General features: G+C 60.9%; 22 protein-coding genes, 1 tRNA gene and 2 pseudogenes. 6 read left to right on the forward strand and 19 right to left on the reverse strand.

Going from position 1 to position 20,597, the window contains the following annotated elements; translation table 11 throughout:
- The first annotated feature begins 50 nt into the window (after nt 1-50).
- Nucleotides 51-125 (forward strand) — tRNA-Thr (locus tag IPK59_04415).
- Between the two features lie 38 nt (nt 126-163).
- Here the strand turns inward: IPK59_04415 and IPK59_04420 are convergent.
- The 17 genes from IPK59_04420 to IPK59_04500 form a co-directional block, all read right to left on the reverse strand.
- Nucleotides 164-823: a spermidine synthase gene (locus tag IPK59_04420; protein ID MBK8158043.1), complete on the reverse strand. Its 660-nt coding sequence runs from the start codon at nt 821-823 to the stop codon at nt 164-166.
- 14 nt (nt 824-837) lie between these two features.
- Complete coding sequence (locus IPK59_04425) at nt 838-2,061, reverse strand: beta-ketoacyl-ACP synthase (GenBank protein ID MBK8158044.1); 1,224 nt, start codon at nt 2,059-2,061, stop codon at nt 838-840.
- Nucleotides 2,061-2,786, reverse strand: coding sequence for a 3-oxoacyl-ACP reductase FabG (gene fabG / locus IPK59_04430; protein ID MBK8158045.1), 726 nt, complete (start codon nt 2,784-2,786; stop codon nt 2,061-2,063). The genes IPK59_04425 and fabG overlap by 1 nt, the downstream gene beginning before the upstream one ends.
- A complete protein-coding gene (locus IPK59_04435) occupies nt 2,783-3,265 on the reverse strand; it encodes a 3-hydroxylacyl-ACP dehydratase (GenBank protein MBK8158046.1) in 483 nt (160 codons plus the stop codon). Before IPK59_04435 ends, fabG begins: the two co-directional genes overlap by 4 nt.
- The gene (locus tag IPK59_04440) at nt 3,265-4,455 is read right to left on the reverse strand and encodes a beta-ketoacyl-[acyl-carrier-protein] synthase family protein (protein ID MBK8158047.1); all 1,191 of its coding nucleotides are present in this window, start codon (nt 4,453-4,455) and stop codon (nt 3,265-3,267) included. The genes IPK59_04435 and IPK59_04440 overlap by 1 nt, the downstream gene beginning before the upstream one ends.
- Nucleotides 4,452-5,054, reverse strand: coding sequence for a DUF3261 domain-containing protein (locus IPK59_04445; GenBank protein MBK8158048.1), 603 nt, complete (start codon nt 5,052-5,054; stop codon nt 4,452-4,454). The genes IPK59_04440 and IPK59_04445 overlap by 4 nt, the downstream gene beginning before the upstream one ends.
- Nucleotides 5,051-7,276 carry a hypothetical protein gene (locus IPK59_04450; protein MBK8158049.1) on the reverse strand — a complete coding sequence of 742 codons (2,226 nt, stop codon included), beginning with the start codon at nt 7,274-7,276 and terminating at the stop codon, nt 5,051-5,053. The genes IPK59_04445 and IPK59_04450 overlap by 4 nt, the downstream gene beginning before the upstream one ends.
- Before the next feature lie 100 nt (nt 7,277-7,376).
- Nucleotides 7,377-7,973, reverse strand: coding sequence for an outer membrane lipoprotein carrier protein LolA (locus tag IPK59_04455; protein MBK8158050.1), 597 nt, complete (start codon nt 7,971-7,973; stop codon nt 7,377-7,379).
- Nucleotides 7,974-7,990: 17 nt separating this feature from the next.
- Nucleotides 7,991-8,410 carry an acyl-CoA thioesterase gene (locus IPK59_04460; protein ID MBK8158051.1) on the reverse strand — a complete coding sequence of 140 codons (420 nt, stop codon included), beginning with the start codon at nt 8,408-8,410 and terminating at the stop codon, nt 7,991-7,993.
- Complete coding sequence (locus IPK59_04465) at nt 8,407-9,099, reverse strand: hypothetical protein (GenBank protein MBK8158052.1); 693 nt, start codon at nt 9,097-9,099, stop codon at nt 8,407-8,409. The genes IPK59_04460 and IPK59_04465 overlap by 4 nt, the downstream gene beginning before the upstream one ends.
- 50 nt (nt 9,100-9,149) lie before the next feature.
- Nucleotides 9,150-10,085 carry a glycosyltransferase family 2 protein gene (locus IPK59_04470; GenBank protein MBK8158053.1) on the reverse strand — a complete coding sequence of 312 codons (936 nt, stop codon included), beginning with the start codon at nt 10,083-10,085 and terminating at the stop codon, nt 9,150-9,152.
- The gene (locus IPK59_04475) at nt 10,082-11,887 is read right to left on the reverse strand and encodes an acyl-CoA synthetase (protein MBK8158054.1); all 1,806 of its coding nucleotides are present in this window, start codon (nt 11,885-11,887) and stop codon (nt 10,082-10,084) included. The genes IPK59_04470 and IPK59_04475 overlap by 4 nt, the downstream gene beginning before the upstream one ends.
- The gene (locus IPK59_04480; GenBank protein MBK8158055.1) at nt 11,785-12,393 is read right to left on the reverse strand and encodes a hypothetical protein; all 609 of its coding nucleotides are present in this window, start codon (nt 12,391-12,393) and stop codon (nt 11,785-11,787) included. Before IPK59_04480 ends, IPK59_04475 begins: the two co-directional genes overlap by 103 nt.
- Nucleotides 12,362-12,610 (reverse strand): acyl carrier protein, encoded by a 249-nt coding sequence (locus IPK59_04485; protein ID MBK8158056.1) that lies wholly within the window; start codon nt 12,608-12,610, stop codon nt 12,362-12,364. The genes IPK59_04480 and IPK59_04485 overlap by 32 nt, the downstream gene beginning before the upstream one ends.
- Nucleotides 12,597-12,881 carry an acyl carrier protein gene (locus IPK59_04490; protein ID MBK8158057.1) on the reverse strand — a complete coding sequence of 95 codons (285 nt, stop codon included), beginning with the start codon at nt 12,879-12,881 and terminating at the stop codon, nt 12,597-12,599. The genes IPK59_04485 and IPK59_04490 overlap by 14 nt, the downstream gene beginning before the upstream one ends.
- Nucleotides 12,882-12,887: 6 nt before the next feature.
- On the reverse strand, nt 12,888-13,664 hold the full coding sequence (locus IPK59_04495) for a 1-acyl-sn-glycerol-3-phosphate acyltransferase (protein ID MBK8158058.1): 777 nt from the start codon (nt 13,662-13,664) through the stop codon (nt 12,888-12,890).
- Nucleotides 13,654-14,412 carry a beta-ketoacyl synthase chain length factor gene (locus tag IPK59_04500; GenBank protein MBK8158059.1) on the reverse strand — a complete coding sequence of 253 codons (759 nt, stop codon included), beginning with the start codon at nt 14,410-14,412 and terminating at the stop codon, nt 13,654-13,656. The genes IPK59_04495 and IPK59_04500 overlap by 11 nt, the downstream gene beginning before the upstream one ends.
- A 98-nt stretch (nt 14,413-14,510) precedes the next feature.
- Between IPK59_04500 and IPK59_04505 the strand changes: the two genes are divergently transcribed.
- Complete coding sequence (locus IPK59_04505) at nt 14,511-15,116, forward strand: 4'-phosphopantetheinyl transferase superfamily protein (protein MBK8158060.1); 606 nt, start codon at nt 14,511-14,513, stop codon at nt 15,114-15,116.
- Here the strand turns inward: IPK59_04505 and betI are convergent.
- Nucleotides 15,097-15,762: pseudogene (betI, locus tag IPK59_04510) on the reverse strand (transcriptional regulator BetI). The gene IPK59_04505 and the pseudogene betI sit on opposite strands and share 20 nt — an antisense overlap.
- A 90-nt stretch (nt 15,763-15,852) precedes the next feature.
- Here betI and choX point away from each other — a divergent pair.
- The 4 genes and pseudogenes from choX (at nt 15,853) to IPK59_04530 (ending at nt 19,341) form a co-directional block, all read left to right on the forward strand.
- Nucleotides 15,853-16,787: pseudogene (gene choX / locus IPK59_04515) on the forward strand (choline ABC transporter substrate-binding protein).
- 93 nt (nt 16,788-16,880) lie between these two features.
- Nucleotides 16,881-17,747 (forward strand): alpha/beta hydrolase, encoded by an 867-nt coding sequence (locus tag IPK59_04520; protein MBK8158061.1) that lies wholly within the window; start codon nt 16,881-16,883, stop codon nt 17,745-17,747.
- 66 nt (nt 17,748-17,813) lie between these two features.
- On the forward strand, nt 17,814-18,371 hold the full coding sequence (locus IPK59_04525) for a PAS domain-containing protein (protein ID MBK8158062.1): 558 nt from the start codon (nt 17,814-17,816) through the stop codon (nt 18,369-18,371).
- A gap of 109 nt (nt 18,372-18,480) precedes the next feature.
- Nucleotides 18,481-19,341: an ATP-binding protein gene (locus IPK59_04530; GenBank protein MBK8158063.1), complete on the forward strand. Its 861-nt coding sequence runs from the start codon at nt 18,481-18,483 to the stop codon at nt 19,339-19,341.
- On the opposite strand, the gene IPK59_04535 is transcribed toward IPK59_04530, so the two are convergent.
- Nucleotides 19,338-20,597, reverse strand: coding sequence for a peptidoglycan DD-metalloendopeptidase family protein (locus IPK59_04535; GenBank protein MBK8158064.1), 1,260 nt, complete (start codon nt 20,595-20,597; stop codon nt 19,338-19,340). The two genes, IPK59_04530 and IPK59_04535, sit on opposite strands and share 4 nt — an antisense overlap.

The following is a 20,597-nucleotide window of genomic DNA, read 5'->3' on the forward strand; positions in this document are numbered from 1 at the left end:
GCCGCTTCACCGGGCCTCACCCAAGCCCGCTGGTCAAAAGCTCAAAAGGCGCCGTCGTAGCTCAGGGGTAGAGCACGTCCTTGGTAAGGACGGGGTCGGAGGTTCGATTCCTCTCGACGGCACCATTTCTCCTTGAAAACACTTGGTTTTTGCTGCGAATTCGCTAGCCCAGCCGCAGGCTGTAAGCGTAGTGGAACAGATCCGACCGCCCAACGCTGGCCAGCGCAGTGCATTGGGTCAAAAACCCAATTTCCTCAGCCATGGCGACAAATGCCGGGGATTCGAAAGCGGACCACAGCAATATCACGCCACCAGGAGTAAGCCGTGCCGCCAAAGAGCGAAGCCCGACCGAGTCGTAGAGTTGGGCATTCTGCGGTGACACAAGGGCTTCCGGACCATTGTCCACGTCGAGTGCGATGACGTCATAGCGCGATCCAGCTTCCGCCCGCAGCAGATCGCCGATATCCGAGGCGACGATCGTCACATTGCTCGGTCGCCGTGGCAGCACGGACGCCGATATATAGCGATCGAACCAGGCAATCACAGCGGGCGAAAGCTCCGCCACGGTGATGCTGCCGTTCTCGCCGAGCACGCCCGCCGCGGCGGCCAGGGTATAGCCAAGTCCCAGACCGCCAAGCAGGATGTTCGGTGATACCTTGCCTGATACCTCCGCCGCCATCACGCCGAACGCGATCTCGGAGGTGTGACCGAGGCCGTTCATCAATTCGAGTCCATTGGCGCGAATCATGAAGACATCGTCCCGCCGGTAGAGTTCCAGCAACCCGTCAGGCACCTCGGCGCTGTCAAGAAGCTCCCAGGCCATGTGTCGCCTGCTCCCTAAACTCTCTTGAAGATCAGCGAAGTGTTGATGCCGCCAAAGGCGAAGTTGTTTGACATCAGAAAGGCGACGTCGAGCTGCCGCCCTTCACCCATGATGTAATCGAGTTCAGCACAGCGCGGATCGACATTGGCGAGATTGGCCGTCGGGGCAAACCATTGGTCGCGCATCATCTCGATTCCTAGCCAAGCCTCCATCGCCCCGCAGGCGCCGAGCGAATGGCCGAAATAGGATTTCAATGAGTGAATCGGCGCCCGGGCGCCGAGGATGGAATGAGTTGCCTCGGTCTCGGCAATGTCACCCCATTCCGTCGCCGTGCCATGGCCGCTCACGAAACCGATTGCCGATGGAGCCAGCCCCGCATCATCCAGCGCTTCACGCAATGCCACCTGCATGGTGGAGGCCTGCGGCTGCGTGACGTGATTGCCATCCGCATTGCAGGCGAAGCCGACGATCTCGGCATGAATACGGGCACCACGTGCCAGAGCGCGCTCTCGTTCCTCCAGGATCAGGGTAACGGCACCCTCGCCAATGACCAGGCCGTCGCGGTCGCGATCATAGGGGCGTGGCGTCGTTTCCGGCCGGTCGTTCCTGGTGCTGGTCGCATAGAGCGTGTCGAACACCGCAGACTCGGTAATGTCGAGCTCGTCGGCACCGCCGGCCACCATCACATCGGCCTTGCCCCAGCGGATCGATTCATAGGCATAGCCGATGCCCTGGCTGCCCGATGTGCAGGCGCTGGAGGTCGGGATGACCCGGCCAGTGATTCCAAAGAACAGGCCGATGTTCACGGCGGCTGTGTGGCTCATCATCTGAATGTAGCTGGTGGCGTTGAGGGTCCGGGAGAACCCATCCTTCATCAGCTCGGCAAAGGCCATGACCGGGGCCGGACTCCCGAATGAGGAGCCGTAGGCGATGCCGGTGCGGCCGTTGCGCAAGGCTGCATCATCCAGCATCCCGGCATCGTCGAGGGCCATCTCCGTGGCGCGCACAGCCATCTTGGCGACCGGCCCCATGGTCCGGGTCTTCTTGCGGGGATAGCGGTCGTCAACCGAGAACCCGACGATCGGGGCAGCCAGGCGTGTGTTGATGCCTTCGAATCGCTCCCATTCCGGCATGTAGCAGATAGCGGTCTCGCCCCGGGCCATCCGCGCGCGGATTTCGTGCCAGTTATTGCCCAGGGCAGTTATCCCACCGATGCCAGTGACGACGACGCGACGCATCAGATCATCCCGCCATTCACGGACAACACCTGGCGCGTCACATAGCCCGCACCATCCGAACAGAGATAGGAAACCGCCGCAGCGACATCGTCCGGTTGCCCGGCACGGCGCATCGGAATCATTTTCAGCACCTCGTCCATCGGCAGGGCATCGGTCATCTGCGTCTCGATGACACCAGGTGCCACGCAATTGACTGTGATGTTACGCTTGGCGAGCTCGATCGCCAGGGCCTTCGTGGCGCCGATGATGCCGGCTTTGGCTGCGCTGTAATTCACCTGCCCGCGATTGCCGGCGATACCGGAGACGGAGGCAATCGTGACGATGCGGCCACCTTTGCGGGCCGAGACCATCGGCATGACCGTCGGGCGCATGACATTGTAGAACCCACCGAGATCGGTATCGAGGACATCATCCCATTCCCGGTCAGTCATCGCCGGAAAAGCCGCGTCCCGCGCGATTCCGGCACTGAGCACGATACCCCAATAGGGACCGTGCTCGGCCATGTCCGCCTCGAGCGTTGCCCTGGCATTGTCACGGTCACGAAGATCGAAACTCATCAACCGCCCAGCGGCGCCCTTGGCGCGAACTGTCGTCAAGGTCGCTTCGGCACCGGCTACGTCGCGGCCGTAATGCAGAACCAACGAAAATCCGTCGCCGGCAAGCTTTTCGGCAATGGCGCGCCCGATACCTTTGCTGGCGCCGGTCACTAGGATCGTCCTGGTCATCTATTGTCCGTGGTCCCCGGTTTGATCCCCTGACTTGCCAGCACGGCCGCCAAATCGGCCGGCTGATGCAGGGTGAGTTGCGCCCTGGCAGCGACTGCGTCGCGGCAGCGCACCGTACAATCGAACACCCCGGTTTCGCCATCCCGGAATGCCAGTTCAGCACGAATGTGAACGGTCTCACCTTCCTTGAACCAGGCCTGGTCGGCGGCAAAATTGCGCGTGCCCAGCAGAAAGCCGACGCGCACCGGCCTGGCCAGGGTCAGGGCCTCCAGCCCCACGAAAGCGCCGCAGCTCTGCGCCATCCACTCAATTGCGATATGGGCGGCGATCCCCTTTCCGGGCTGGAAGAACGGCGCATCTGCTCGAACCACGAGGGTGGTCTCGATCGCCTGAGCACCCCAACCAGTCACCTTGTCGAGGAGGATCATAGGGTGCGCATGCGGCAGCAATGCCGCGATCGGATGCTCACAAGGCAGCATCACCAGTCACCCCGACCGAGGATGAGGGCCATGTTATTGCCACCAAAGGCGAAGGAATTGCTCATCATGGCGGAGCGGTTATTGGATGGCAGGCGCGCGCCAGCTTCAACCAGATTCAGCGTCGGAATGGCAGGGTCTTGTACACCGTCCCAAAGATGCGGTGGCAACTGGCCTCCGCGCGCCAGTGACAGCCACAGGAAGGCCGCTTCACAAGCGCCGGCGGCACCGAGCATGTGGCCCGTCATGGCCTTGGTCGAACTACAGGGAACCTCGCCACCGAACAGGCTGTGGACAGCGACGCCTTCCATGGAATCGTTGAGCGACGTACCCGTACCGTGCAGGTTCACGTAGTCGATATCAGAAGCCAGTATGCCGGCATCTCCGAGGGCTGCCGACATCGCCATCTTCGCACCGGCGCCGGTCGGATCCGGGGCGCTGAGGTGATGGGCATCCGAGCTTTCGCCGCAGCCGAGGAGCGAAATCTGTGCCGCCTCGCGGGTAAGGAGGAAGGCCGCGGCACCTTCGCCGATGTTGATGCCGTCGCGATTACGGCTGAAAGGATTACAAAGACCGCGTGACATGGCATCGAGGGAAGCAAAGCCGTTGAGCGTCGTGCGGCAGATCGTGTCGGCGCCACCGACGACGGCGGCATCGCATATCCCCGCCCTTATCAACCGGCGTGCCGAGGCAAAGACTTTGGCGCTGGATGAACAGGCGGTCGCGATCGTAAAAGCCGGACCGGTCACCTGCAAAACTGCAGCGGCAAAATTGGCAAGGCTGCCCAGCTCCTGCTGGCGATAATCGAATGCAGCCGGCCACTGCCCCGTGCTGTGGTGCGCGGCAAAGGCCGCTTCTCCTTCCGCAATGCCTGATGTGCTGGTTCCCAGGACGACGGCGACGCGGCTGGACCCAAAGCGCTCGCGCGCGGCCGCGACCTCTGGCGCAATTTCCTGCAGGGCCAGCAACATCAAGCGGTTGTTGCGTGATTGGTATCGGCCGAACCCGTCTGGAGGCGCCGGCAATGCCGACGTGACGCAGCCAGCCCGGACCCGGCGATCCAGCAGGATGTCAACCTCCGTTGCCAGGCCCGACCGCGTGCCGGAGAAGAGCTTGCCGGCATTCTCGTCCTTGCCGGCACCCAGCGGCGTCACCAGACCCACGGCGTGAATTCCCAGCCGAGCCTGGGTCATGGGGTCGCCTCGACCGATCGAACGTCGATGTCATAGCCCCAGGCATGGTTCCGATACCGCAGTCGGCCATTGGTTGATTGGTCGCCACCGGAAAGATAGTCGATTTCCAGAACATCAACCCCATCCACCACCACCACGCGGCGGTTGGGTGCGTCCCTCATGACCGCACCCGAAGGTGCCAGTGACTGTCGCAATTTCCGGGATGGCCAATAAAGGAGAACGATATCGGCCAGCATCGGACCCGGACGCACCACTGATGGCAGCCAATCAGCACGCTCAGCCGTGACCTTGCCGGACATATCCCAACTGATGCTCATCGCCCGCCGCCCCAGTCCGTCAACACCAACCAGTAGGAACCGCTGTGGGTTAATGCTGATATGCCCTTCGAAGGTAAACACCTCGCCATCATGGCGCACGGTGATCATCTGCGACATCTCGACCGACCGCCCGAGATCTCCCGGCAGCGGCAACTCCAGCAACCGACCCGGCGCAAAATAGGGAAGATTGTCTGTAACGGCCACAGGCGTCGGGGTGCATCCGGCGAGGATCAGCAGGATGGCAGTGATTGGCCCAGCGAGCGCCTTTGTCCACGTCATCATGCCCGCCTCACCTGGCGCGGATTGACGTTTCCGGCGATGGGTGCCAGCAGGAACGCGATCAGGATGCCGAGCAGCATGGTAAGACCGAATGCATGGACCGCGAAGACGCTGCTGAAGGCCAGCACGCCGAAGGAGAGGAGCGTGGTCGCCATGTCCAGCAATACGGCCAGCATCGTCACAGGCCGGTCGGCCAAGTCCGCTTCAGCGCAGAAGGTTGCGTAATCGACGCCGATCGCCAGCACCAGGATGAGCCCCATGACGTGAAAGAAGCTGATACCCTCGCCCGTCAAGGCAATCAATGCCGGTGCCAGAATGAGCGCAGCAACCGGGGGAACCAGGACGACAAGGCCACCCTTCAGCCCATAGCGCCAGGTGAGCGGAATGACCATCATCAGTGCCGACAAACCGATCAGCCAGAGGGCCCGTTCACGATAGTGACCGAGCCGCTCGGTGAAGTCGCCGGCCGGGTCCAGGACCCGAACACCCGCCATGTCCGAAATGGCTGCCCGAAGCGCCTCAACATCCGTGAGCCCATCCAGCGCAATCACCTGCTGCCCCGGCGCCAGCACCCATTGTCTCAGGAAGGGGAAGGCGCCGGAAGCCATGGCGCTTTCGACCGTCAATTTCTGGCCACTGTCCACGCTGCCACCGGTCCTGGCGGGAAGGCCCAACTGGGCGGCATGTGCGGCCAGAAAGGGCTCATCGAGCGCCGAGCGCCGCAACGTGCGATCAGCCTCTTGCATTGCCAGCGATGGCACAAAATCCGCCGGACCGCGATAGGCCGTGAGCACGCCCTGATCACGCAGCCGCCTCAAGATCGGCGCCAGGGCCTCACCCTGTTGAAGCGCCAATTCATCGTCGGCAGCATCAATCACGAGGAACTGCAGGTTGCCGCTGGTCCCGGCGAGGCGTTGGATATCCGCCTGCTGGGCAAGAAGATCCGGCGAGAGGGACTGCATGCGCCGCACATTGTCATCGACCGACATGCGGGAAAGGCCGACTGCAGCGACGCACGCCAACCCGGCAAGGCTGAGCCAACATATGCGGCGCAAGCGCGGAGTCTCCCAGATCTGCCAGAAGATATCAGCAAGGCGCAGCAGGGCCGGGCCATAGGCCGGCGCCTGCCCACGATCGAGCCAGGGGAACCAGAACAGGACCGTGAGAAAGGATGCGATCAGGCCGGCAATTGAGAACACCGCGACCTGACGCAGGGCGGGAAATGGCGCGACCAGCAGAATCGCATAGCCGATCAACGTGGTAATGAGTCCAAGGGTAATCCCGGGCAGGATATGCGCCAGCCGTTCCCAGGGATCAGGCTTCGCTGGATCAAAGACACATGCCGTGTAGTGAATGCCATAGTCGACAGCTACGCCCGTGAGACCGACACCGAACAGCAATGTGGCAATGTGAATTTCCTGGAACAGCAGCAGATTGACGGCAAGGCCAACACCGATGCCGATACCAAGTGCCAACAGATTCATCAATAGCGGCCCGGCACGCCGAAAGGCCCCGACCAGCAGCAGGACAGTGCCGACCATGGAGACAGTACCGAGCGTCGAGGTTTCCTGAAGGCCCGATTGTGCGCCCTCCCGCGCAAAGAAGACGGCGCCGGTGCGTTTGACGAGCAGCCCCGGATACTGAGCCATCAGGGCAGCAATCCTGAGATCAACCTTCTCCGTGAAGCGCTCCTGAACATCCAGGGCATAGGGATCGCCTGAGACATCGCCACTTACGAGTACCCAGACAATCCCATCGATCCGCGTCGTCAACCGCCCGTCGTCGGGTATCAGTTTCGAGAGCGGCGCCGGCAACTGGCCAAGAAAGCTCGGCAGCAGCAGAAAGGGGTCGCTTGCCAACAACCGAGCATCCGCATAACTGCCCACACCGTAAATCTGTGCCAGCGCCCGCCTGGCAATCGTTTCACCCTGCCCTGCCCGCAGCAGGTCGCGATCGCCGGGCGCCAGCAGCCTGTCGGCAAAGGGGCGGTAGAAGCTGCCCAGAGCGCGTGGCGCAGTGGAATCAGCGGTGGTGATGTTGGCGACACCATCAGCCAACAGCGCGTCCTCAATTTTCCCAGCGGCGGCTCGCGCCGCGTTGCGTTCGGTATGGCCGACCAGAAGGACGAAGTGCCTCGATACGGTATCGGTCAGCTTCTGGCCGGCCTGGTGCTGATTCAGCGCCGCCGGATCGGCCGGCAGCAGAGAAAGGAGATCCGTGCGCAATGGGATGCCACGCCATGCCGCGACGCCAAGATAGCCTGCGGCCAGCTCCCGACCAGGGCGAGCCAGACAATGGCAAGGCTTAGGGATGCGCGCCGCTCAATCAAGGCTGTCCCGCCTCTTGAAGCAATTTCTGCTCATCGGCGCTGAGTGGCCCCGAAACGCGCTGCTGATCGAGAAAGGTCAGGGTGTCGCGATCGCCACCCGGCTTCACGATCTCGACACGATCGACGAAATCGCCGCCCGCGATATTGATTTGCACGATCGGCAGAGCATTCGACGACGCACCATTCCTGGGAATGAGTTGCAGCGTCCATTTGCCGGACGCCTCGGACCGCGCGACGCTGAAGTCCCGTTCAAGGCCCCTCCAATCGCCGGCAAACGCACCGCTCAGCATGTCGTAAAGGCTGCTCATGAACGGCGCTCGGCTCGTCGGCAGGTTGAGAGTGGTTGCCCCATCGCTCTGCTGTGCCAAGCCGTCTGCCGTCATCAGGGTTGTCACGGCGAAGGGCTTCTCCGCCCGCCAGATCAGGCCAACCCCGGGAGCCAGGACAAAACTGCCTTCGCTGCGCAGCGGCGCATCGAACCCAACCAGGATCCGTTCCTGGACGAACCGGCCACGCAACAATTCATCTGCGCGCAGCGACGGAACGGTTTCTGCACCGGCCCGAGCCAACGGCACCAGAAGTGCAAGAGCCATCACGAGGCAGGCACGTGCTAGACGGTTGAGCATAGGACCCGTCGCACTTTTTCCAACAACACCGAGGGTGATTCGAGATTGAGTTCCTGGGTCGCTAGAGTAACGGCAACCTGGATGGTGTGGGCCTTGGTCAGCACCTCGCCACTGCCGGCATCGCGGCATAGGTAGCTGATCTTGAGTCGATTCTCGTATTCCATCAAGATTGCTTCGACCCGCAGCTTCTGCTGATAGCGGACCGGGCGCACGAACTTGATCCGCATGTCGACGATGGGCCAAAGATAGCCAGACCGCTCCATCTCAGGGTAGTTATAGTCGATCTTGTCGAGGAGGACGCTGCGCGCCTGTTCGAAATAGCGGACATAGTTGCCATGCCAGACAACCTGCATCGGATCCAGGTCATAGAACTGCGCGACTATTTCGGTCTCTGCCGAGATCATGAACGGGGCTCCTTCCGACCCGGATTCCAGAAGTCGAAGAAATTGTACCACTGCAACGGATTGCGTACCGCATACTGCTCCAGCCGGCCAACAAAGATCTCGGCATGACGTCGCAGGGCGGCTTGCCGCTGGTGCCTCGGCAAATCGATCCGGTCGGCCAATTTCTCGACATCGAGAACGAAATGATCTCCCTGCCGTGTGCAAAAGAGAGTGTAGACGGGGCATTCGAGAATCGATGCCAGAATATAGGGGCCCTCAGAGAATGGGGCCTCATGCCCCAGGAACGGCAATCTGGTGACGCGCGCGCTGCCGACCGGGACCCGGTCGCCGGCGATCACCACCCAGGCGCCATGCTCGACCCTCTCTTTGAGTTCCATGGCCGCAGCCGGACCAAGTTCCGTCACCTGCCAAGTATTGATACCGGCCGCCGGTCGGTGGTGGCGCAACAGCCGATTGAAGTTCTCCGCATGTCGGGTGTGAACCAGGACTAGGAGACGCTGTCGCGTTTCCTCATCCAGAAGCGCACGGGCCAAATCGACATTGCCGAGATGGGCGATCAGGAAGAGCGCGCCACCGGGCATCTTTTCGGCAGCGCGCAGATCGTCGACTTTTCCAAGGCGAACAGCATCCGCTGGCGTGTCGCCGATCCAGCCGCGGAATGTGTCGAGGGCGCGAGCGGCAAAGGACATGAAATGGCGCAACTCGTTCACCAAACCCGGCGACGTTTCCCTGCCCGGTCTCACGGCATGAACCAGCGCCAGGAAGTCTCGTGAGGCGCGCCGCTGTTCACCCCCGTGAGATAAAAATAGAGGACAACCGGCGACATCAGAGTCAGGCTGGCCCGTCTTCCCAGCACTCGGTAGGCTGATATCCACACCTGAAGTCCGAGATAGCTACCACGCTCTGCCAACCATGCCCAATGACTGGATCGACGCGTGCGGAGCCGCAGGATGGCCGGCAATCGCCGCAGCATACCGAAGAACAATCTCGTATGCATGGCCGTGATCAGCAGATTGTCGCGCCATAAATGGAAGTTCGAGGTGTTGCCGGGTGGGTATGTGACCGCCACCGGATATTCGACGACCCTGACATCGCGCCAGAACAGGCGGACCATGATCTCGGTATCGAAATCCATGCGTTGCCCGATCCGCTCTCCCGCCGCCTCGATTGCCGCCACGTCGGCCAAAGGGTAGACCCGAAAGCCGCACATGCTGTCGGTAATCTTCAGCGACAAAGTCTCGATCCAGACCCAGACATGCGTCACATAGCGCCCGATGGCTCGTCCAAATGGGACCGAGCGATCATAGACGGGCACGCCGGTGATCAACGCGTCCGGTTCAGCCTGAGCCAGGCGCAGGAGACCGGACAAGGCGGCAATATCATGTTGACCGTCGGCGTCGATCTGCAGCGCATGCGTGTATCCGGCCGCCATGGCGAGCTGGAACCCATGCCTCACCGCCCCGCCCTTTCCCTGATTTGGCTCAAGCCGCACAACCCACACACTGCCATCGGCATCGGCCAGCGCGGCGAGACGGACCCTGGTTGCCTCATCACTGCCATCATCAATGATATATACGGGCAGCCCCTGTTCGCGCAGCGCCGCCAGGATGCCCTGGACAGATTGTGCGTGATTGTGGCTGGGGATAATCGCGCAGGGACGAAAGGCGAGCGTCATGGCGCGCAAGTCCGGATGATTCCGGAGGTGAGGACGACGTCGTCACGACGATAGGCAAAGTTCAGGCGCTGCCTTTCCGCATCAAGGTCCAGCTTCAGGGTCAACAACGTCCCCGGCAATGTCAGGCGATGGAATTTCACCTGATAGGACATCGCCACGCCGACCGGCAGTTCAAGATGCCGTGCCGCAAGCTTGACCGCCCAGTCGATCTGCGCCACGCCGGGAACGATGGGCATACCCGGAAAATGTCCCTCCAGCTGCTGCAGATCAGGGGAGGTGAACAAGTCGAGTTCGATTCCGTCGCTCGTGGCACGAACCGCTCGAATCTCAGGTTCAGTCGGCCGCCGGACATCGAAGAGTGCCAGCAAATCCCGCTGTACTGTCTTGCCAAGGTCATTTACCGGCAAGGCCTCGACAAACCGCCAGCGACGCGGTCTGCCCGGGGCCTCCTGCAGATCCTGGAGACCCTGCCGAAGCAGTCGGCTGAACCGAAAACTGCCAACTTCAAGCAATTTCAGGCGGCCCGCTTCACTGGGCACAACAGCCGCGCCAAGCGCCGGGACATCGCCCGGCAGAACGACCAAGGCGACATTGGCAACCCATGGCGAAGCGGCGATGCCAGCTTCGACCGCGGCAAGGCTAACGCGCGCGCCGTCAATCTTGACGACACGGTCGGTGCGCCCGCGGAGGTGGAATCCGCCGTTGATATCTCGTTCGGCGAGGTCATCGCAGCGATGGTGGGTTGTCTCGCTAAGGAAGGGCGATGTCACCCACATCGTACCATCATCTGCAATTTCAACCGCAACGCCCGGCGCAACCTGCCAGGGCAAGTCGACCCGGTGACGTTCCCGCCGGGCGATCGTGCCGGTCTCCGTGCTGCCATAGATTTCGCATATCGCTGAGCCAAATACCGTCGATGCCGCGGCACTCGCCAAAAGTGGCAGCACGGCGCCCGCCGACAGGATGCGAGAAGGTTGTCGCCCGGCTGGCAATGGATTGACCGGACCGAGGCGCAAGAGGTGGGCGGGGCTGGTGATGACCACGCTTCCGCGCAGATCCTGTGCCAAGAGGCTTTCCCAGAGTTCATGCACGGTGCCGTCGACGATCCTGCCGCTGCACAGCGGCCAGAAGAGCTTGTAACTAAGCCCGAAAAGGTGCTGATGCGTGACCGTCCCAAGGATTCGAGCGGTTGCTTCGACATTGCCACCGGCAATCAATTCGATTGCTTCGGCCTCGCGTTCCATGACGGCCAACGTCTTGCGAACGCGCTTGGGAATCCCCGTCGATCCCGAGGTGAAAAGATTGAGATAGCATTTCGTGGCATCGAGTGGCTGCAATTCCCCGGAACCTTCACCCGCGGACTGAAGTATGATTCCGCCCACCTGCCCTGCTGGCAAGCGGTCGCAGACCAGGACATCCCAATGTTCCTGGATAGATGTGATGGCACCGACCGTGGCGTTCTGCGGCAACACGACTTCCGCGCCCATTTGAAACAACGCCAACATCCCAACGATGGCCCAATAGGTATCTTCGGTGATCAACAGGCCGCGCTTGCAACCGCTTGCGCGGAGGCACTCTGCGTTGGCATACACGTCGCGGCGCAATTGCGAAACGTCGATCACCCTTCCCCTGGTCGCGGCGACAATTCGGCCAAGGTTACCAGGTGTTGTCAGTAGATCGGATATGGACTGCAAGTCACTCATTGCCGGCTCACTGCGGCGCGGCGCTGGAGCCATGGACGCAAGACAACCTCTCCTAGGAACAGAACACCAAAGAACAGGTACGAGATGAGGCCGGTCCACAGCGTCCAGAGGGCGAGGCTTGCCCACAATGCCAGGACAGCCGCAATGGCGGCATTGAGGAGCAGCCACAAGGTCCAGACCCAGGTCACCTTGCGGCAGTAGGCTTGACCGGCAGGGGTGAGATCGGGATCCTTGAAGCGCGCCAGTCGTTCTATCAAACTGGGCGGATGCCATAGCGAGGTTCCAAACGCGCTGGCGATGATGAGGCTGAGCAAAGCTGGATAGCCTTTGGTTGCCATCGCCGCATCGAACATGCTCAGGCCCCCGATTGCACAAGCCGCCAGAAGCAAAGGAATCCGGAGCGCGGTGCTCAGTTCGTCCCGCACAAAGAGCGCCCGCACAAGCAGCAGGCAGCAGGCGCCCGCAGCGAACAGTAGGTACGACGCTTGATCGTGAAGAAAATAGACAATAACTGGATAGACCGCCGCGAGTGTGGTGAAGAGCACCGCGCCAAACCCGGCAGATCGCTTGTGATTATTCGGAAAGAACGGCATGGACGCGGTCAATCACGTCGCCGACCGTGCGTACGGATTTGAATTCGTCGACCTTGAGTTTGCGGCCGGTCAGTTCCTGCAGCTTGACGACCAGATCAACAGCGTCGATCGAATCGAGATCTAGATCCTCATAGAGCCGCGCCTGCGGCGTGATCTTGCTGCCGGGAATCTCGAACATTTCTTCCAGGTAGCCGTGCAATTTGGCCTGAACCTCGTCACGCGACAGCATTTGGTCCACCGCCGGTATTGGTGTGGCTGTGCACGAAAGCTGCAAGGCTTCGAACATTGGCAAAATGGGCCTTCACCTCATCCGTGATCGTTTCGATCTTGAGGCCGTATCGTTTACGGAGAGCCACGCCCAGTTCCAGCGCATCAATGGAATCGAGGCCAAGCCCGGTCCCAAACAACATTTCCTGGCTATCAATGTCTTCTGGCTTGATGTCTTCCAGCTTCAGCGCATCGATTATCAGCGCCTTTATGTCGCGTTCAAGGTCGTCCATACGCCGTTATCCGAGTTCCAACTGTTCCGTGAAATAGGCCTGGAGGCGGCGCACCAATTGGCGGGCCGCCAGCGAGCGGTATTGATAGCCAAGGGTCGCAGCGGCGTCCAGACGCTCCCCGACCGTGACCCGAAACAAGGAGCGTTTTAGCGGAATTTTCCACCATGGATCCCCCTTACTGAGCATGATGGGCCGGCAATCGATGGTAACGAGCTGGATTTCGGCCTCGGTCAGGAGGGCAATATTGGCGAATCCCCGTCGAAAGTGCAGGGGTTCACCGGGACGAGAGCGGGTCCCTTCCGGGAAAATGATCAATCCCTTGCCTTCCGCCATCGCTTTCTTGCAGGCCTCCAGAAGGGCTTCCGGGTCCATATCGTTGCGGATATATCCCGCCCACCGCATGACACCACCCAGGAAGCGACTTTCCCAAAGTTCCGCCTTCACGATGCATTGTGTGCGCGGAATCAGCGACATCAGCAGGACGACATCAAGCAAGGTCGGGTGATTGGCTATAATGAGCCGGCCTTTTCCATCGATCAGAGCCGCACCGCCGGATACCTGCAGTTTGATAATTCCGAGTACCTCCAGCATTGCAACATAGAACCGGAAGGTATGGTGAATGACCATTTGTGTCGCGCGCACGCGCCGCTCCTCGCGCCGGACAATGAGCGCGATCGCAGGGAAGACGGTGACGGCCAGGACCAGCCCGCCACCAAAGAAGGCGGCGAAGGAAACGCCGGTTCCGACCAACCGCCAGGCATAGTTCAAGTTTTTAAGCCGCACGGTCCCATCGCCATGTCATCTGCTCGCCGGTCGCTGTCGCGGCCGGCGCATTCGTCAGGAGGAACTTCAGAAACGCTTCGGGCAGACTGTCTGATGCATTGCCAGCACTATTCACGGCGCAGTCAATTGAGATCCGATCACCGTCACCGGCGGTGAGCAGCAGGGCAAGAACCAAAGGCAGATTCGCTTCTGCCGGCAGCCGGTATGAAACGTAAGGTTCCGGTAGCGGTGCATCGAAGTAGAGAAATAGAACCGGTATATCCGGCCTGTCCTCAAGGCAGGACGCAGCCTCGAGAAGGCCGTAACCGAAACTATCGAGAGAAGATGCCACGGCAGTATGCCCCAATCGATTTCCAGTATGGATCGACAGAAGACCGACAAGTCCGTGATGCACCGACATGCTGAAATCGGCGGGCGAAGGCGGTTCCTCGTCAGCAAGTGAGGCGAGAAGCAGCGCCGTTCGATCATATTCCCCGTGGCGCGAGGCGAGCACGAAGCGAGCCTCAGATACGCCGGTACATGCGAGGGCCGCACCAAGCGCCTTCTGCCCGATCGATGTCGCCCGGCGCCGCAACATCATGGGCAGCACCGGCATTCCCTGGTCCAAGGCAGCGCGCGCATCCGCCCTCCCAGCCCAATCCAGCCAATCGCCACGCGTTTCCCGGCCAGGTGTCCAGGCAAACCAATCACGGACGATGATCGACAATTTGCCGGATGACTTTAGACTGGCAGGCTCAGCCGCGATCATGACTACTCCCCGCCCGCAATTTGCCGACCCAATATGGTTAATGGCGCGCGATTTGCTCGGGTTGTTATACGTGCCCTGAAGAGGCAGACAAGTGTGATATGCCCGATAACCGAGTTTATTTTGCCATCGTGGACGTCCCTGAAGAAGCAGATCGGCACCAATCCGCACGATGGGTGCTGCAGCAAATGATCGCCGACCTGGGACATGCCAAAGCAGGTCCATTTTGCATCGCAACAGAAGCCAGCGGCCGGCCCGTCGCTTTGACGGCCGAGGGTGGGCCGTTGGGGATCTTCGTTTCCCTGTCGCATACCGGCAGGAAGCTTGCCTGTGCTGCGACGACGCTGGGTCCGATCGGGGTGGATATCGAATCACCACGTCGGCACCGTGACCTGCTTGGGATAGCCGAGGCGGCCTTCGGGCCAGGCGAGCGCGCACGATGCGCCCAACAAGGAGGGTCGGCCTTCTATCGCATCTGGACGCTGAGGGAGGCGATGGCAAAGGCTTTGGGAACAGGTCTGACCATGGTCAGCGACCGGGTTGACCGGGTGGCGGATGGACCCGATGAGGGCAGTTGGCAATGGCAGGGCTGGCACCTCTCCCACCGTCGCCTTACCCCGGAAATGAACCTCGCGCTCGCCGTGTTGCCGATTACGCCGCTCGCGGGTGAGGTGGATTGGCTGACCTTCATGCCAAGCGGCGTCTAGAGCCGCCGGTGGTCTTACGGGCGGGCCCAAGGTGAATTTCCAGAATACTGTCCATCTGGGCCTTGGCCTCGGCCAAACTCAATCCGTCCTGGCTTAGGCCGAAACGCAACCAGAGCCCGTCGATCATGGCGGTAATGCCGATGACGGCGGCTTCCGCGCGCGCGCCGGCGGCAGCAATTCCTTCAAGCCGGACAGAAGGTTGCTGCGCATGCGGGCGTGGATGGCCCGCTGGATTCGGGCGAACTTGGAATTTCGCGGAACCTCGGCACAAAGCGAGAGCCATGCATTGCAGATCTCTGGCTTGAAGAAACTTGGTGAAGTTGCCGGCAATGATGGCTTCGACCCGCGCACGCGGCGTCGCTGCCCGCGCCATCAGTGCCGCTACTTCGTCTCGTAGCAGCGCATTCGCATGCCGCATCACAACTTCGAGGAGCTCGTCCTTCCCTTGAGTAATGCAGCACGATTCCCCTGGACATGCCGGCCGCTCCGCGACCTTGGACAAAGTCGTCCCGGCGATACCTTCTTCCTGAAGTACTTCATAGGCGGCGCGGGCCAATTCCTGCCGGCGCAATTGCTCGATGCTCAGACGCGACAAACCGATTCTCCGATGGTCCAGGCCAGCATTCTTGCCTCCGCTTGTTTTCATTGTCCATCCGGTCTATAAATTGACCCAAGGGTCAATTTACAATCCAAGCGGTCAATTTTTCAATCAAGTCGCAGGAATGGGAGGCTGATCATGAACAAACTCATCGTAACCCTGGGTGTCGCTGCCTTGACACTATCACTACCCGCGCAGGCCGCGGAGCCAGAGAGCTGTCAAAGGGTCCGCATGGCGGAACCCGGCTGGAACGACCTAACCTTCACCACGGGGGTGATGCAGACACTCCTCACAGCCCTTGGCTACGATGCGGATTCGAAGCTGGTGAGCCTCGACATCATCTATCAGGGTCTCAAGAACAAGGATCTCGATGTGTTCATGGGGTATTGGGATCCCGCCATGGTGAGTTACTACGAGGCCTACAAGGCGGATGGGTCGGTCGAAACCGTCCATCAGAACCTTGTGGGTGCCAAGTACACGTTCGCCGTTCCACAATATGTTTACGATGCCGGCGTTCGCGATATCGCCGATCTTGCGAAATTTGCCGACAAATTCGAACGCAAGATGTACGGCATCGAGCCGGGTTCGAATCAGTTGATGTTTGACATCATCAAGGATCCGAAATTCAACCTGACCGGTTGGGAAGTGGTTGAGTCCAGCGAACAAGGCATGCTCACACAAGTCGACAAGGCGACCCGCAAGCAGGATTGGATCGTGTTCCAGGGCTGGGCGCCGCACCCCATGAACAACGACTTTCCGCTCGCCTACTTGTCCGGCGGTGATGCCTATTACGGCGCTGACCTCGGAGCGGCAACGGTTCATACCCAGGTGCGCAAGGGCTATATGCAGGAATGCCCGAACGTAGCTGCCCTCCTCAGCAATGTGACCTTCGACATCGCCTTGGAGAGCGAGGGGCATGGGCTATCTCATCAAGGAAAGTCTGAGCCCCACAGACGCCGCCAAAAGGCACTCAAAGAAAATCCCGCCCATCTCGAAAGAAATGGCTGGCTGGCGTCACGACCGCCGACGGTGGTGACGCCCTGGCGGCCATCAAAGGGTCGCTGGGACTCTGAAACCCCAACCAGCGCGGGCCGGATATGCCGTTACTCGACGTAGGCGGCCTGTCACTCTGGTACGATTGCGTGTAAGACCCTGGCGCGGACCCAATGGCCATACCGGCCGTGATGATCCAGGGTCTTGGCATGCAAGCCAGTGACTGGCCGGGCACACTCATTGCGGCACTTGCCGGCGACCGACGCCTGATCATCTTCGACAATCGCGATGCCGGCCTGTCGCAGTTGTTCGGCGTCGCAACTGACCAGACTCTTGTGCCGAGCACTTTCCCCGATCATCGCCCATGGCCGCATCCGGTGGCCTACACCCTCTTCGACATGGCGAACGACGTTGTCCTGCTGATGAACGCCCTCAATATCGGCCGAGTTCATCTCGTCGGCTTTTCGATGGGCGGCATGATCGCCCAGATTACGGCGGCCTATCATCCTTCTCGAGTGGCATCGCTGGTCGGTCTCATGACCAGTGCAGGCCAACCCTGGATCGACAGCACCGCAGCCGCGGATCACATGCTGCGCCGGTCGATCCTCTTCGAACACGATGAAGAACGACTCCTGGAAATGTGGCTGGAAGCCGAGGAGATCTATGCCGGGCCGATGTCGCTACCCGACTGGGACACCCGCCGGCTGGCACTTGCGCAATCTGTCGCGCGCGCGTATCGACCGGCAGGCATTTGGCGACAGGCTTGTGCCATGCGCGCATCGGACGATCGGCAAGCTCTCCTCAGGACTGTCACCGCGCCATCGCTCATGATCCATGGCGAAGAAGATCCCGTGATAGCCCTGCGCCAAGCGCTGGAGGCGAGGAGGCTCATGCCACAGACCGATTTCCAGGTGCTTGGTGGCACTGGCCACGCGCTTACCGAGGAGAACTCGACGCCCCTGGCAGCCTCGATCAAGTCATTTTGGGCAGAAACTGAAGAAAGCTCTGCATCCAAAAGCAGCATTGGACATCTTTCCTAAGAACGATATAGTTGACACATGAACTGGGAAAGCTAGATCGCGGTTAACCGACTCTGAGGTGACGCCGTGAACCACTTCATCGTGCCGACCTTGATTTCGGCAGCACCGCGGACATGCGTGGCGCTCGGCACAGCAGCATTCGACACTGCTATCGCGGCCAATGAACAAGCCAATTTGCGATCCTTCTTCGAGTACTGGAAGTCCAAGCGCACCGACGAACGACCACCACTGCGGGCGGCCATTGATCCCACGGAAATTCCGGCACTTCTGCCCAATGTGCTGCTGATCGAGGTAGTTGGCGACCCGGCCTATGACTTTCACTACCGGCTGCTCGGCACGGCAATCGTCGCAATTGATGGCATCGATTATAGCGGCTCAATGCTCAGCCAAATGGTGCCGCGAACCGATGCCTATCACTTGATCTGGGAACATCACCTCAAGGCCGCGGCAGGCGCCATCGAATTGCGCTATGACAGCCTGCGCTGGTGCCGCGACAACAGCCGCGAACATGTCGACTATCTGATCCTGCTGTTGCCGCTCCGGCGCAACAACAGCATCGACGTCCTGTTCGGATATATCCACTATGTCATGGACGAAGCTTCGCTTGGCTGGTCACGCATCTAGCGCGGTCCGATCGACGATCGGCCCGGTTCCACCTTTGTTTCATCGCGCCGGGACTGGCGCTTCCCTCTTGAAGCCGTTATGAAATCTGCATGCCGATGAGGTGCTGCAGATGACTGACAATGACATGCTTCCCCTATTGCAAAGAATTGCCGAAAGTCTTGAACGCTTGGCGCCGGCCCCTGCCAGAGTGATCGATCTGGCGGCGGCCGAGGCCTTTGTCTGGCAGTCCGAGACCAGCTGGCTGGAACCGGTGCCGACCGTTTCACGCGTTCATATCAATCTGTTGCAGGGCATCGACCGCAACAAGGATATCCTCCTCGACAATACCCGCCGTTTTGCACGCGGCTTGCCGGCCAATAACGCCCTGCTATGGGGAGCGCGCGGTACTGGCAAGAGCTCGCTGGTCAAAGCGGTCCACGCCTCGGTGAATCTGGATCCGGCCACCCCGCTCACATTGATCGAGATTCACCGCGAAGATCTCGTCACCCTGCCGCGCTTGCTGAGTTTGCTGCGCGATCAGTCGCGCCGCAGCGTCATCTTCTGCGACGACCTCTCCTTTGATGCGACCGACGCCAGCTACAAATCACTAAAGGCCGTGTTGGAAGGTGGGCTCGAAGGGCGACCCGGCAATGTCCTGTTCTATGCCACCTCGAACCGCCGGCATTTGATGCCGCGTGACATGATCGAAAATGAACGGTCGACCGCCATCAACCCGTCGGAGGCCGTAGAAGAAAAGGTATCCCTCTCCGACCGGTTTGGCCTCTGGCTCGGCTTTCACAATTGCGACCAGGAAACCTTCTTCGCCATCATCGATGGCTATTGCCGGAGCTTTGGCCTTGATCTCCCGGTCGATGAGGTGCATGCCCAGGCCATCGAATGGTCGGTGACGCGCGGTGCCCGCTCTGGCCGCGTCGCCTGGCAGTTCATCCAGGACCTCGCCGGGCGCCTCGGCAAGACGATCAACCTCTAGGCGCCGCCGTCGAGATATTTCATCGGGTCCACGGGCTCCTCGCCCTTGCGGATCTCGAAATGCAGTTGCGGCTTCGCGACATTGCCAGTGGAGCCAACGCGGGCAATGACCTTGCCGCGCGTGACCTTGTCACCCTTCTGCACCAGCAAGGATTCGTTGTGCGCATAGGCCGTGATCAGGCCGTTTGCATGCCGGATCAGCACCAAATTGCCGAAGCCGCGCAACTGGTTTCCGGCATAGGCCACCGTTCCATCCGCCGCCGCCATCACTGGCGCACCGGCGGGTGCTGCAATGTTGATACCGTCGTTCCGCAAGCCATCCGAAGTGGCGCCGTATTTCAGAATGACCTTGCCTTGAACCGGCCATGAGAAGCCCGCGGCACTGGCCGGGGCTACACTTGCGACCTGGGGCGCTGCAACGGGCTTTGCCGCCGGCGGTGTTGCCTGGGGCGGCGTTGGCTGGGGCTGCGTCGCCTTCTCATAGGCCCCTTCGACAGCTTCTTCCGCAGCGGTCAGATCAGGTTCTGCGGGCACCGTCTTGGTAGGAACATCCGGTACCGTCGTGGGTGGCGGCAAGGGCAGTGAGCTTGTAGAACCTGGCGCCGGTGATAGCGGCTTGGCGCCAGGTTGGCTGGCGGCGGGCGTTGAGGCAGGGGCAGTCGTGCTGCCCGGTGGCGGCGGCAGGGCTGTGGCCGAGACCGATCCCGCATTCGACGCTTCGGGCACCACATCAACCTTGGGTGCCGGGATCTGGGGCGTCGTCGAGGCGGGCAACGCTGCACCGTTCGAGGCCGATTGCGAAGCCTCGACCGCGCTCGGCAGGACCAGCGATTGCCCAACCTGCAGCTTGTAGGGTGGCTTCAAACCATTGAGTTCGACCAAGGCGCTCTGCTGGACGCGAAAGCGCCTGGCAAGTCCACCCAGCGTGTCACCACCCTTTACGACATAGGTCTGGCGCGTGGAAATGCGCAGTTCCTGCCCGGGACGGATGTTATAGGGTGGCTGAAGCTCGTTATTGTCGATCAACGCTCGGATCGGCGTGTTGGTGCGGTTGGAAACGGAAGCCAATGTATCGCCGGGCGCGACGATGTAGGCGCCGTTCACCACCTGCCCCATGTTCGGGTTCGCTGGCGCGCTGGCGGTTTCCGAAGGCGAACCCATGCTCGGCGCCACAAGATTGCCGCAACCTGCGACGAGCAGCATCGCGGCAGCCAGGGCACTCAATCGCAGAACGCGGCCAGATGACGTTGCCGCCAT

Source organism: Rhodospirillaceae bacterium, from assembly GCA_016712715.1.
GTDB lineage: Bacteria > Pseudomonadota > Alphaproteobacteria > Dongiales > Dongiaceae > Dongia.